13 protein-coding genes are annotated in these 13,502 nt (G+C 49.5%); 10 read left to right on the top strand and 3 right to left on the bottom strand.

Going from position 1 to position 13,502, the window contains the following annotated elements:
- The first annotated feature begins 10 nt into the window (after window positions 1-10).
- The 8 genes from secY (at window position 11) to AOV_RS03215 (ending at window position 9,174) form a co-directional block, all read left to right on the top strand.
- Window positions 11-1,312 (top strand): preprotein translocase subunit SecY, encoded by a 1,302-nt coding sequence (gene secY / locus AOV_RS03250; protein ID WP_075139115.1) that lies wholly within the window; start codon window positions 11-13, stop codon window positions 1,310-1,312.
- Entirely contained in the window at window positions 1,294-1,944 is a 651-nt protein-coding gene (locus tag AOV_RS03245) for an adenylate kinase family protein (protein ID WP_117374454.1), read from the top strand. Before secY ends, AOV_RS03245 begins: the two co-directional genes overlap by 19 nt.
- A gap of 62 nt (window positions 1,945-2,006) precedes the next feature.
- Window positions 2,007-2,378 carry a 30S ribosomal protein S13 gene (gene rpsM / locus AOV_RS03240; RefSeq protein WP_010265244.1) on the top strand — a complete coding sequence of 124 codons (372 nt, stop codon included), beginning with the start codon at window positions 2,007-2,009 and terminating at the stop codon, window positions 2,376-2,378.
- A gap of 9 nt (window positions 2,379-2,387) precedes the next feature.
- Window positions 2,388-2,762 (top strand): 30S ribosomal protein S11, encoded by a 375-nt coding sequence (gene rpsK, locus AOV_RS03235; RefSeq protein WP_075139114.1) that lies wholly within the window; start codon window positions 2,388-2,390, stop codon window positions 2,760-2,762.
- Between the two features lie 20 nt (window positions 2,763-2,782).
- Window positions 2,783-3,883, top strand: coding sequence for a DNA-directed RNA polymerase subunit alpha (locus AOV_RS03230; protein ID WP_075139113.1), 1,101 nt, complete (start codon window positions 2,783-2,785; stop codon window positions 3,881-3,883).
- 39 nt (window positions 3,884-3,922) lie between these two features.
- Window positions 3,923-4,327, top strand: a complete 405-nt coding sequence (rplQ, locus tag AOV_RS03225; RefSeq protein WP_075139112.1) for a 50S ribosomal protein L17 — start codon at window positions 3,923-3,925, stop codon at window positions 4,325-4,327.
- A gap of 3 nt (window positions 4,328-4,330) precedes the next feature.
- Window positions 4,331-6,697, top strand: coding sequence for a phenylalanine--tRNA ligase subunit beta (gene pheT, locus AOV_RS03220; protein WP_075139111.1), 2,367 nt, complete (start codon window positions 4,331-4,333; stop codon window positions 6,695-6,697).
- Between the two features lie 296 nt (window positions 6,698-6,993).
- The gene (locus tag AOV_RS03215) at window positions 6,994-9,174 is read left to right on the top strand and encodes a ComEC/Rec2 family competence protein (protein WP_117374453.1); all 2,181 of its coding nucleotides are present in this window, start codon (window positions 6,994-6,996) and stop codon (window positions 9,172-9,174) included.
- Window positions 9,175-9,303: 129 nt separating this feature from the next.
- Here the strand turns inward: AOV_RS03215 and AOV_RS03210 are convergent, their stop codons facing one another.
- The 3 genes from AOV_RS03210 to rpmH are packed head-to-tail and all read right to left on the bottom strand — an operon-like array spanning window position 9,304 to window position 11,137.
- Window positions 9,304-10,623, bottom strand: coding sequence for an alanine:cation symporter family protein (locus AOV_RS03210; protein ID WP_075139110.1), 1,320 nt, complete (start codon window positions 10,621-10,623; stop codon window positions 9,304-9,306).
- Between the two features lie 14 nt (window positions 10,624-10,637).
- Window positions 10,638-11,012, bottom strand: a complete 375-nt coding sequence (gene rnpA, locus AOV_RS03205; RefSeq protein WP_075139109.1) for a ribonuclease P protein component — start codon at window positions 11,010-11,012, stop codon at window positions 10,638-10,640.
- Window positions 11,003-11,137: a 50S ribosomal protein L34 gene (gene rpmH, locus AOV_RS03200; RefSeq protein WP_012880559.1), complete on the bottom strand. Its 135-nt coding sequence runs from the start codon at window positions 11,135-11,137 to the stop codon at window positions 11,003-11,005. The genes rnpA and rpmH overlap by 10 nt, the downstream gene beginning before the upstream one ends.
- Before the next feature lie 512 nt (window positions 11,138-11,649).
- On the opposite strand from rpmH, the gene AOV_RS03195 reads away from it, so the two are divergent.
- Together AOV_RS03195 and AOV_RS03190 are read left to right on the top strand one after the other, a co-directional pair.
- The gene (locus AOV_RS03195) at window positions 11,650-12,573 is read left to right on the top strand and encodes a hypothetical protein (protein ID WP_147314702.1); all 924 of its coding nucleotides are present in this window, start codon (window positions 11,650-11,652) and stop codon (window positions 12,571-12,573) included.
- 204 nt (window positions 12,574-12,777) lie between these two features.
- Window positions 12,778-13,290, top strand: a complete 513-nt coding sequence (locus tag AOV_RS03190) for a hypothetical protein (protein WP_117374451.1) — start codon at window positions 12,778-12,780, stop codon at window positions 13,288-13,290.
- The last annotated feature ends 212 nt before the right edge of the window (window positions 13,291-13,502 follow it).

The raw sequence follows: 13,502 nt of genomic DNA, 5'->3' as shown, positions 1-13,502 counted from the left end.
AAGGTTTGTTGTGAATGTGGGTGCACGAGGCAATACTGGGCTGCTCCGGAGGTTTGGGTTCACGCTGCTAGCCCTAATAGTGTATCGCTTGGGTACTTATATCCCCATTCCCGGAGTTAATCCCAGCGTTGTAGAGGATATAGTCTCTAGCCACGCGACCGGCGTTCTCGGCATCTTCAATGTGTTCTCCGGGGGTGCCCTGGGCAGGATGACTATCTTCGCGCTCAATGTCATGCCGTATATAGTCTCGTCCATAATAGTGCAGCTGCTTTCCGTTGCCATACCCACTCTTAATGAGATGAGGCAGGATGGCGAGCTTGGTAGGATGAAAATGAGCACCTACACGAGATATCTGTCCGTAGTTTTTTGTGTTGCGCAGGGGTTGGTTATACTCTTGGGGCTGGAGCGCATGAACTCCGACGAGGTTATGGTGGTCATCAATCCGGGCATAATGTTCCGGGTGGTTGGGATAAGTAGCCTACTGGCGGGAACCATGTTTTTGCTTTGGCTTGGAGAAAGAATCAATTCTAAGGGTATAGGTAACGGTATTTCCCTCATAATTTTTGTGGGGATAATTTCCGAGCTGCCAAGTTCTATATCCTCCGTGTTTTTGCTTGGAAAAAACGGGGAGGTTTCTGGGCTGGTAGTCCTATCAATGCTGCTATCGTTTTTTGCTCTATTCCTGTTGATAATTTTTTTCGAGAGATCGTACAGGAAGGTTTTTGTTCAGTACCCGAAACGACAGACGGGCGGCCGCTTTTACAGTAGCGATTCAAGTTACATTCCGCTCAAAATAAATACCGCGGGTGTCATACCCCCAATTTTCGCTAACGCCTTGCTGCTGTCATTTATTTCACTCGTAAGGTTTCATTCCGGCTCTGAATGGGCCGATTTACTGCTTGGGTACCTTTCCTCGGAAGGCGTACTGTACGTCTCCGTCTATATAGCGCTGATAATGTTTTTTACCTTCTTCTACACTTCCCTCGTGTTTGATACAAAGGAGACTTCGGAGATGCTAAAAAAAAATGGGGGATTTGTTCCCGGAAAGCGTCCAGGTAAGGCGACCCAAGAGTATTTTGACCAGGTTATAGGTAGGATCACAGTCTTGGGCGCGATGTACTTATCCGTTGTGTGTGTTGTGCCGGAAATTGTTCGTCACTACTGCGCAGTTTCGTTCACCCTGGGTGGTACCAGCTTTTTGATCATCGTGAATGTCATAAATGACACGTTCTCTCAGGTTCAGACTCAGGTGTACTCTGGCAGGTATAGCGCGTTGATGAAGAAGTCTGAGTTATGGAAAAAAGTAAAATAAACCTGCTCATCTTAGGGGCTCCCGGCTCTGGTAAGGGAACGCAGGCGCGCATGCTGGCCGGGTATTTAGACGGTCTGCAAGTGGTGTCCATGGGTGACTTACTACGCAGCGAGGTTCGCGAGCACACTGAGATAGGCAAAGAGGTGGAAAACGTGATGCGCTCGGGTCTCCTCGTCGATGATGCACTTGTGTGTGAGATCTTGTTCAGAAAGCTCAGAAAAGTTAGGCGGGGGTTTCTACTTGATGGGTTTCCAAGAAATCTGCGTCAGGCCGAGTTTTTGACGGTCATTCTACAATTAATAGATTGCGGAATCGACGCTGTGATAAAATTAGAGGTAGATGCGGAAGTTATAGAATACAGGTTGCGTGGGCGCTTGATATGCAAGGGTTGTGGCAAGGTGTCGAACGTGAGCTTCGGCACAACGGTGTGCGATGAGTGTGGTTGTCGTGATTATATCAGTAGGAATGACGATGTAACGGAAACAATAAAGCACAGAATTTTAGAGTATGAATCCGTTATAGGAGAGTTGGAGAAGTACTACGGAAAGCTGGTAACTAGAGTAGACAGCAATAGATCTGTAGACGAAGTGTTTCAGGCCATAAGGGATATAGTTGATGTTCCAAATAACTAGTTGACGGTGAGTGGTACATTTGCTATACAAGGGTTCCGCTGGTGTTTTTGTAGGGGTTCTTAGTGGCGCGTATAGGTGGGGTTAATGTCCCCGTAAATAAGCGTGTTGTAGTTGCCTTGACGTACATATACGGTATCGGTCCGTCCCTGGCCAGTAAGATTTGCGAGGGCTGTGGTATAGGAGAGGATGTTCTCGTATCCTCCCTTAGCGACGAAGATGTGGTTAAGATCAGAAACTTCATAAGGTCTGGCTGTGTTGTTGAGGCTGACCTGAGGAAAGAGGTAGCTATGAATATCAAGTTTCTTATGGACATAGGTTGCTATAGGGGCTTGCGTCATAGGAAGAAGCTTCCTGTGCGCGGTCAGAGGACGCACACGAATGCTAGGACCCGTAAAGGCGGCACCAGGCTGGCCGTTGCTGTCAAGAAGGGGTGATAGGGTTATATGGCGGTAGTTAAGAAAAGGAGAAACGTTGTTGTGGGCAGGGTGCACATCTATGCCACATACAACAACGTGATTGTGACGATTGCTGATCAGCAGGGGCATGTTCTTGTCACTACCTCAGCCGGGGCCTGTAGCTTTAAAGGCTCCAAGAAGGCGACCCCTTATGCTGCTCAGGAGACAGTGGCAAGAGCGGTTAAGGCCGTTGTTGAGCGGAATGGTATGAGGACAGTGTCAGTGTGCATATCCGGTCCTGGTGCTGGTAGGGAAGCTGCCATCAGGGCGGTTCAGACGTGTAACCTCAACGTTACGTCCATAAGGGATACTACTAAACTCCCTCACAATGGGTGTAAGCTGCCGAAGAGGCGCAGGGTATAGTTTTTGTTTGCGAGAGATTTATGGCGATTTCTGATAGTGGGGGGGGCTCCGTTGGCTTGTGTTATGGCAGCGAGTTCTCGATCTCTGATCACTGGGATAAACTGACCAGACCTTCTTCCATAAAGGTTGTGGGTGATGGCGATGTATCACGTTCTGCTGAGTTGATTGTGGAGCCCCTGGAGAGCGGGTTTGCCCTCACCTTGGGTAACGCGCTCAGGCGTGTCATGATGTCTTCCCTGAGGGGGTTCGCTGTATACGGGATAGAGGTTGAGGGTGTGTCGCACGAACTCACGTCCCTATCTGGAGTTCGGGAGGACGTTGCGGATTTGGTGCTCAACCTCAGCATGTTGAGGGTAAAGCTTTTGACTTCCGAATCCAGAGTTTTACGTCTTGTTGCCAAAGGTCCTGGGGAGATCACGGCGGCCGCTATAGGTGACTCTGAGGGTTGTGTGATCCTGAACAAGGATTTGCATATCTGCACTTTGGGCAAGGATGTTGACTTTAGCATGAAGATATATGTGAACAGCGGAAAAGGCTATGTTCCCGCTTCTGAATACAGAGCGGCCTCCAGATCTGGTGCTGCCAGTGAAGTAGGTTCTGGGTTCATTGCAACCAATGCGCTCTATAGTCCGGTAAAAAAGGTTGCATTTAGGATCGAGAGCAGTAGGATAGGTCAGTTTACTGACTACGATAGGCTTGTTCTCTCTGTTGAGACGGATGGCTCTATATCTCCGGACGAGGCCGTGGCCGTTTCTGCCAGGGTACTGCAAGATCAGCTGCAGTCGTTCATAGGCTCTGAGGAGATTGAGGGAGAGTCCAGGAAGAAGGTTGATAAAGAGGAGGGGGCGCTCCCATATGATCATAATCTACTGCGCAAGGTTGATGAGCTGGAGCTTTCTGTGAGGTCCCACAACTGTTTGAAAAATGACAACATAACGTACATAGGTGACCTTGTGCAAAAAACAGAGTCTGACATGTTGCGCACTCCCAATTTTGGTAGAAAGTCTCTGAATGAAATAAATGAGGTCTTGGCCAGCATGAACCTTCACCTTGGCATGAAGGTTCCTAATTGGCCGCCTGAGTCTATCGAGAATCTTAGTAAGCAGTATAGTGAGGATTAGTGTGGGTCCTTTGCATATGGTTGTGGGTGAGGGTCTGTAATGAGGCATGGTGTAAATTGTAGAAAGTTCTCCCGTCCTACGGCGCATAGGTTGTCTATGTTGGCTAATCTTGCGGTGTCGCTGATTCGTCACGAGCGTATTGTTACCACGGTCGCGAAGGCAAAAGACTTAAGGCCCTTTGTGGAGAGGCTGGTCACCATTGCACGGAGGCTTGCAAAGCAGGACCCGGTCCGCGGCCGTAGGCTTTTGCTTTCCAGGATGGGTGGGGACTTGGATGCAGTTAACAAGCTGTTAGACGTGCTGGCAAAACGCTATGCCCGGCGTCCTGGTGGCTATACCCGAATTTTGAAGAACGGGTTCCGCGCGGGCGATTGTGCTCCAGTTGCAATTATGGAATTTGTGGACAGAAAAGAGGGAGAGCCTAAAAAGGCGGTTGAGGGCTAACCTGTGAGATTCGCATATTCCTGGCTTCTGGACCATTTGGATACTAAGTGGTCGGCCGGTGCAGTTGCGGATGAGCTCTCTCGCTTGGGTATCGAGGCAGAGTTGTTGCACGAATGTCGGGACCCAGTTCCATTCGTGGTCGCCAGGGTTGGTACAGTTAAGCCCCATCCCTCGGCTGATAGGCTGAAAGTCTGTGAGGTTTTTGACGGCACAAGCCACATGCAGGTGGTGTGTGGCGCACCCAACGTCAGGGAGGGCATGCTGTCTGTACTGGCGCGCTGCGGTGCGGTGATGCCCAATGGTGGTCCCGCGATCGTTGAGGCAGTGCTCAGGGGTGTGAAAAGCCATGGTATGCTTTGTTCGGCTGATGAACTAGGCGTCCAAGGGTGGAGGGCCCAAGATTCCGGTATATTGGACCTCCCGAGTTCTGACTATGAAGTGGGAGATAGCTTTTTTCTGTCCGGAGCTGTGATTGAGGTTGGTGTCACACCAAACCGGGGGGATTGCCTAGGCCTTCGTGGCATTGCCAGAGAGTTAGTTGCTGCTGGGGTTGGGGCTTTTAGGCCACTGCCTGTGGACAACCTAGAGACTTTTGGGCGTTCTCCAATAAAAGCTGAAATGCGCTCTGCTGGCATGCTTATGGGCAGGTATATTAAGTCCATAAAAAACACTGGGAACTCACCTAGGTGGATTAGAGATCGCCTGATATCCGCCGGCGTCAAGACCATCTCATGCGTTGTTGACATAGTAAATTATGTTATGCTGGTCCTCAACAGGCCGATGCATGCATATGATGCCGACAAGATACAAGGCGGCAAGCTGGTTGTCGGTGCGTCATCTAACACAGATTTTCACGCGCTTGACGGGAAGAAATACACCCTTAGCAAAGACAATTTGGTGGTGACAGACGGTGCCGGAGTTGTGCACTGCGTTGCGGGCGTCATAGGATCGGCCCTGAGTGGGTGTACATTGGATTCTGAAAATATATTTCTTGAATCCGCGTGGTATGATCCGGTCGATATTGCAATGTCGGCCAGGATACTCAAACTATCTACAGATTCCAGCTACAGATTTGAGAGATTTACCGATCCTGGGTGCGTTAAACTTGGCCTGGATTTCGCGTCACATATGATTGTAAAGTACTGCGGCGGCGTCGCATCCGACGTTGTGGTGTGCGGTGAAGCACCTTTTTCTGAGGGCAGGGTGATAAGCTTCAATCCAGATTCCGTGGGCGTTATAGGTAGTGTAAAAATTGAGCGCGAAGAAATTCTGAGCGTATTAACGGCTTTGGGCTTTGATGTTAATACCGACAAGGATCATCAGTGGGAGGTCTCGGTACCATCTTGGAGGTTGGCTGATGTGCGCTCTTCCTTCGATGTTGTGGAGGAAGTGCTGCGCATGCACGGGTATGACAAAGTTAATGAGCAGCCCGTTGTGCCGTGTATTGCGGGCCCTAGGGGGCGTAATTACGACGACAAGTTAAGTCTGGTCATGCTATCTGCTGGGCTTACAGAGGTTGTTACGTGGTCCTTCATGAGCGGCGCTGTCGCGAAAAAACTTGGATATTGTGTTGAAGACTTGTGCATAGAAAACCCGGTAAGCAACAAGTTTGATGTCATGCGCCCGACTCTTTTGCCCAATTTGCTACAAGCAACCGCGAGCAATCAAGCGTGTGGGTGTGAGAGTGTAACGATTTTCGAGCTTGGGGAGGTTTATAGGCTTCTTGATGAGAGCGAGCGCTCGATATGTGGCGTACGTTCCGGTGATAACGTTCCGCGCAATCCTCACGGCGCCACCAGAAAATTTGATTTTTTTGATGCAAAGTGTGACGTTTTACAGGTACTTGCCCAACTCGGTGTTGATAATCGGGAGGTTGGGTTCAGAAGCTGTGACAGGAATTATATGCACCCGGCGCGATCGGCAGATGTGTACTTTCGCGGCATATTGTGCGGATATGTTGGTGAGCTGCACCCCGACCTCATTAGTTTTTTTGAAATGCGATCTACCGCTGCGTGTTTTGAAATATTTGTATCCCGCATCCCGATTGTGGATGAAGATCTCGCAACAGAAGACGAATTTTTGGTGCACAAGTACCAGCCAGTAAAGAGGGATTTTGCATTTGTGTTGGACAAAGGAGTACAATCTCAAGCTTTGGTTGACGTAGTAGGTTGTGCCCCCGGCGTGGCGGAAGTTTCGGTTTTTGATGTCTACTGTGGGGATAACATACCCGAAGGCAAGGTGTCTATCGCTATTGCTGTTGTGATGATGTCAAAAGTGGGCACCATGACTGAATCGGAGATTAAAGACGTATCTGAGCGCATTATAGCCCTGGTAGCGCAAAAACTTGGGGGTGAGCTTAGAACTGATTAACAGTCGTCTGCAGGGGTGGACTTGTGTTAGGCACGTTGCTTTTATTAGCTAGGTGCGGAACGTGGCCACTCTTACTTGCACGGACTGCAGACCACTGCCACGCGGGGTGTATATGGTCTAGATGTGTGGAGGAGGTAAGTAGCAGCTTCAGTACAGCCGAGAGGCCTTTTCATGGACTGGTGGTGAATCTCGCTTTGGTGAGACATGTCTGGCTGGGGATGGGCTGTTACGGGACGCATAACTTAGGAATTGGCTCGGCATTGTAAGGCTTGAATTCTTAAGATTTTAATCCAATAATGATCTTTGGCCTTACCGTTAACGCAATGCAGCCAGCAGTCGGACTGTTCCGCATAAGGGAGTTTTGGCAACTGACTATCGGTGCGTTCATATCTCAGGCCTGCGATTTTGTGATATGGATTCCAGCGTTGCAAGCTGCGGGTATCCTACTGTATTTCTCCCTAAAACACGAGCCAAGTTTTACACTGGCAGCACTTGTGGCTTGCGCAACAGTGGCTCTTTTTTTTCTTACGCTGGCCAATACAAGATTCTTGCCGCTGCTGATTGTGGCGTTTGGGGCGCTGGGGTTTATCAGTGCATACTGCAGGACCACATTACTCTTTCCCAAAAAGCCGCCCATTTCCACATTTCGGCGGGTGTACGTCAACGGTGCTACTGGGCTACTGAAGGAGATTAACCATAAGCCCGGGTATGCCCAACTTCTAGTGTGTAATGTAACAAGCGACAGGGTTCAGGGCATATGTGTAAGACTTGCTGCAAGAACCACAATCGATCCTTCGATAAGACCTGGAGACATATTGACATTTTCTGGAGTTATGCACCCACCGCTTGTTTCCGCGTCTAAACACGGCTACGACTTTGCCCGGGTTGCGTACTTCAGAGGCATTGATGCGGTCGGTTTTACGACCTCCCAGGTCAAGTTGCATGAACGACGCGGCAAAGTAGGGTTCAAGGAATGGGTAGAGAGAATCAGAGACAAGATCTATACAAGACTTGTTTCTGGCCTTCAGCGAGATTGCGCCGAAATAATGGCGGCGCTGCTAGTCGGCAAAAGGCTTGGTATCAGAAGTGAGATACTAGAAGATATAAGAAATTCCGGGCTTTCGCATCTGTTCGCAATTTCTGGACTGCATCTATCTTTCGTTGCTGGTATCTCATTCATACTCACCAGAAATATCTTTGTTCTCTCCGAAACTATAACCCTCAAACATAACATAAAAAAGTTTGCTGCGGTTGCAGCCATTATTGCAAGTTTTTGCTACCTACTTATTTCCGGTATGCCAGTTTCGGCCTGCAGGGCATTTATCATGGTAACCCTAACTTTTGTTGGGATAATAGTCGACAGACCTAACAGCGGATTGCGCTCCATATCTCTTGCCGCGTCTATCATACTATTGCTCACTCCTGAGACAATCTTGCTACCCAGTTTTCAAATGTCGTTTGCCGCTGTTGTGGCGCTGGCTGGAGGTTTTGACATAAGCAGGGTAATATCTGCACGTAGTGTTGTGAGGTACATTACCGCGGCAACCTCAGGCTCTTTGGTTGCCAGCATTGCAACTGCCCCGTATGTTGTGTACCACTTCAACTACTTCTCCATAGTTGGAGTAATATCGAATATCGTTGCTATCCCGCTTACAGCGTTTGTAGTGATACCGCTGGGCCTCGTATACGTGATAGCAGGCTGCCTATCCGCCGGTTCGTTAGTGTCTCGCCCGTTGGAAGCGTCTGTAGGTCTGATTTTATATATTGCCCATTATGCTGCAAAAGCTGAGTGGTTAGCGCCAACCGTGCGCAGCATTCCTCCCAGTTCTGTGCTATTTATGACACTCGGATTGCTAGCATTCAGCTGGTGTCGTGGGGTCACAAGAATAATATTGGGTTTGCTTTTTGTTTTGTCTGGGTTTCTACTCGCGCTTTCTTACAAGACTCCGGATGTCCTTTGTAGCGTTGGTGGGGTGGCTGTGAAAGAGGGTGATGGCCGGCTGTATTTTGCAATGAGGAGGGGGAGCACGAGAGGGTTTGCTTACTCCGCGTGGGCGCGGGAAATGGGCAGCCTAAAATCATCAATGGGAGGCTATTTTGGTCAGGGGAAGAAGCTGATATGTATGGCAGGCAGTTGCGTATACGATAATAGAGTGCTAATTTCCTGCGATACTGAGTTTATCTTACAACGCTGTTCGGAGGCGGATTTGGTAATATACACCGGGTCCGGCCTGCACTACCCGGTGCCATGCAGCCATGTACCTCATATTACTTATGATGACGTCAAGAAACATGGGGTGCACCATGTATCGCTCAGTAGCTCCTCGGTTAGGGTAGAAAGTGCGCGCACCGAAAGGCCGTGGCACGCAAATGCGGCAAGTTTTGTTCAAGGGAGGTGTGCGAAATGCACTGTGGGAAACAAAAATGCGCGCGGTTCAGCGCCTCTTTGTAACGGTTTTAAACGTGACACACCCTGAGCGTAACCATGGTTACCGGTAGTACCGCAAAAAGCACGGCCCTAGCTTAATTTATTAGCCCCGCAGCACTTTTTTGCACAGATGTGCAGCCGCTAATACTGTGGTAGCGTATGGAATACTTGGGCAGAACTACCTCAGGTGCGCAACCTTAAACATGTCACGATATTGCGATGCTACTATAAGCATTCCTATAGTATTTACTATAGTGGCAAGTGAAATTGCAAGGTCTGCAATGTCCCACAGGAGCTTGACTGTGCACACGGACCCCAAGGGGGCTATGGCGATGAAAAGTGCGGTCCAGGCCCTTCCGTACGCATCCCTCCCCAAAATGTACAGCAGCGCCTCCTTTGAACACATAAGCCATGTTAGCACTGTGGTGAACGAGAAACAGAACATCAATCCCAGTAGCGCATACTCTACATAGCCTGACCCCAAAACACTTGTAAAGGCAGTGAAGCACATATTTGTGCTTTCCAGTGCAGTATTGGACCACACGCCGGTCGTGAGCAACACCATGGTTGTAACAAAAGCCACGATTGCAACGATGAACGGTGAAATTAGCGACATCAGGCTCTGTTGCGCTACAAACCTCTTGTCGTCACACTCGTTTGGCACCAGTGAATGCACCGTTCCCTCTAACCCCAGCCCTATATCGGTCGCAAATATGCCACGTAGTGCGCCGACCTGCACAACGGCCAGGATTTCCGCAATGAACGCCAGGACTGCCCCATTTTTTAGGCTGTCTAGATTAAGAAAGCTCGTGAGGATTAGCGTAAAAGAGGGCAAAATGTTGTCGTAGCACTTCACCAGAACAGTGAGACACAGCGCCATGTACAGCAAAACCATTGCTGGGACCATGCTAGAGACAGTTTTGGCTATAAAATTCATACCCAAGGCACTAACAAAAAAGAGTGCAAATGCCACGAGCATGCCGGCAGCTAGGGGCGGCAGATCCATGAGGTCCATTGGGATAGCCAGGGAATTTACTTGGACCAAGTTTCCAACTGTTATGGCACACACTGCGGTTACAAATGCAACGGTGAATGGAGCCCACTTTGCTCCAAGGGCGTGCTTTATGTACACCACGGGCCCCCCGAACATCTTGCCATTTTTTGTCAGTATCCTTGTAGAAGTGCTTATGTAACAGCTGGCGTATTTTACTATTGAGGTGACCGTTACTATCAGCACCATCCAAACTATAAAACCAGGCCCCCCCGAGCTTAGTGCTACTGCGGTTCCAGAAATGTTGCCAACGCCTAGATTTCCACCTAGCACTGCACACACAGCGGCAACGGAGGAGAATTTTTTCCTCTCACCCGTAAAGAGCGAAGAAACTGCGAGAGGCAGCCCCCGTATCTGCAGCCAACCGGATGAGATAGACATGCGCAACCCAGCAAATAGCAGCAGAGTCACGGCTGGGATGCACAGTAGAGTGTTAAGAAAGCCCATATGCCGCCCCTCTACTAGTCACGAGCTGGTACATACAGCCTCAACCTCCTGAGGCATGACACCAGGCTAGACTGCAGCGCCGGCAACCCGGCTTCTGACAGCCTACTACTGCTCACAAAAACGTAATAAAACCCCCTAGCTGCGCTGGTAGATATAACATCCTGGGCAATGACTCGTAACCGCCTGCGTATTCTATTCCTAACCACGGAGTTCCCAGACTTTTTACTTACCGTAAACCCCACCCGCACCGGGCCATCACTTCCCGGCTGGCACGCAGGGTCCTCCACAGCTTGCAATAACAAGCCCCCGCTGCTTGCTGAGCGCCCACCAGACCTGGCATGCGCGAATTCCCTTCTCTTCTTCAGGGTAACCACTCCTCTCAAGCGCACAAAAGGCCCCTCCCCTTAGCACGCCTTCTGTTGAGAATCTTTCTGCCCCACCTTGTGGACATTCTGGCACGGAAGCCGTGCCTACGCTTTCTCACAATCCTACTCGGCTGAAACGTCCTTTTCATCATGTGAACCGGGATCAACAACAGCACAGGCTATAATCAATCCCCGCTATTGTCAAGCAACATGCAACCATATTAACCAATTTGTGTGCTGGGCTCCCGAAACTCAGCTGGGAGGGATTCCCCTTTCGCGTCTGACCACCGCACTTACAACGCCAATATGCATGGTGGAAGTTACCCCACCTAATTTAGTTGTGCTGCTGGTGTTGCCACTGTCTGTGTGCATATGAAGCGACTTTTTTCTTACATCTCACCGGGGCTTTCTTGAAATGTGTATATACCGTACTCAACTAAATGACTGTATCGTTATCAATACGTAAACAGCAAGGACTCCGTGCTGTGCTCTTGCGAGGCTTTGTGCCGAATAACAGGCAGGTTGTGGCGTGAGCCCGTGAGGGTACTGGTAATGGGCCCCGTCAAGTTTGTAAATATTTTTAAAATTAAGTGTTGGTTTTTTTTTTTTTTTGATGTTAAATAGTGAGTTGATTTTTTCACAATTTGTGTGGTGTGTTATCATGGGTAATGATCAAAATGAATCTTTGTTGATGTCGGGGGGTTCCCCTACAGGCCTTGGTTCTGTTGTTGCCGCTCTTAAAGCCGCTGTTGTGCTTGGGGAAGCGGCTAAAGCTCTACTTGCTACTGTGGATCGTGCAGAACTCGAGCAGGAGCTGAGGGCCATAGATGCCAAGTGGCGTTCTCAAGTTTCGGAGGAAGCTAAACTGGCACTAGGTAAGGAACTTAAAGCCATAGATGCCAAGTGGCGTTCTCAAGTTTCGGAGGAAGCTAAACTGGCACTAGGTAAGGAACTTAAAGCCATAGATGCCAAGTGGCGTTCTCAAGTTTCGGAGGAAGCTAAACTGGCACTAGGTAAGGAACTTAAAGCCATAGATGCCAAGTGGCGTCCTGAAGTTCTCAATAAGGAACTGAGGGCCATAGATGCCAAGTGGCGTTCTCAAGTTTCGGAGGAAGCTAAACTGGCACTAGGTAAGGAACTTAAAGCCATAGATGCCAAGTGGCGTCCTGAAGTTCTCAATAAGGAACTGAGGGCCATAGATGCCAAGTGGCGTCCTCAAGTTCTCAATGAGGAGCTGAGGACCATAGATGCCAAGTGGCGTCCTCAAGTTTCGGAGGAAGCTAAACTGGCACTAGGTAAGGAACTGAGGGCCATAGATGCCAAGTGGCGTCCTCAAGTTTCGGGGGAAGCTAAACTGGCACTAGGTGAGGAACTGAGGGCCATAGATGCCAAGTGGAAGTCTAGAATTGCGGAGGAAGCTCAACAGGAACTTGCCCGCGTTGCGGAGAGGTTTCTCGCTGCAGCACAGAAGTGCGGACAGCTTGGCGTTATAGGCAAACAGGCTGTACCCAGCACTGATATGATAAGTGTTGTTGCACAATCTGTTTCTGCTACTAATACTAATACGCAAAGTCTTGCTATTTAGTCTTCTGTTGTAGAGCTAAAGGGAATGGGAGGGCGGCTCAGCAGGCCGCGCTCTCCCTTTGCTCAGTCTTTGTACCTGGTCGATTTGGTGTTGCAATACTGCTCTGTGCGAGGCTCCTTGAATACTCTTCTGGGGATCCTAGGCCGGTATAGTGTATTGGCTCTTGAACAACTAGCAGTTATGTAGACCAGGAAGTTAGTGTGTATGTCGGGGCGGTTTGTGATGCCGGTGAAGATCCAGGTTTCTGTTACATTCGGTTATAGTCATGGAAGTGCGGGGTTGCTGAGGCTTGTGGAGACCGCACACTTGTGCCTTGCGCGCCTCGGTAGGTGTGTGGTTGAAGCTCAGGTTCGTGCAGAACTCGAGCAGGAGCTGAGGGCCATAGATGCCAAGTGGCGTTCTCAAGTTTCGGAGGAAGCTAAACTGGCACTAGGTAAGGAACTTAAAGCCATAGATGCCAAGTGGCGTTCTCAAGTTTCGGAGGAAGCTAAACTGGCACTAGGTAAGGAACTTAAAGCCATAGATACCAAGTGGCAGTCTAGAATTGCGGAGGAAGCTAAACTGGAACTTGCCCGCATTGCGAAAGAACTGAAACGTGCAGCGGAAAGGTGCAAGGTGTTGGGCGTTATAGGCGAACGGACTACACCCAGCGCTGAGATGATAGGTGTTGTTGCACAATCTGTTATTTGTACTAGTACGCAAAGTCTTGCTATTTAGTCTTTTGTTGTAGAGCTAAAGGGAATGGGAGGGCGGCTCAGCAGGCCGCGCTCTCCCTTTGCTTAGTCTTTGTACCTGGTCGATTTGGTGTTGCAATACTGCTCCGTACGAGGCTCCTTGAATACTCTTCTGGGGATCCTAGGCCGGTATAGTGTATTGGCTCTTGAACAACTAGCAGTTATGTAGTAGATCAGGGAGCTAGTATGTGTGTT

It is taken from the genome of Anaplasma ovis str. Haibei, assembly GCF_002214625.1.
Classification (GTDB): Bacteria; Pseudomonadota; Alphaproteobacteria; order Rickettsiales; family Anaplasmataceae; genus Anaplasma; species Anaplasma ovis.
The sequence above is the reverse complement of the archived record's forward strand: the minus strand, read 5'-3'. Positions and strand labels throughout refer to the sequence as shown.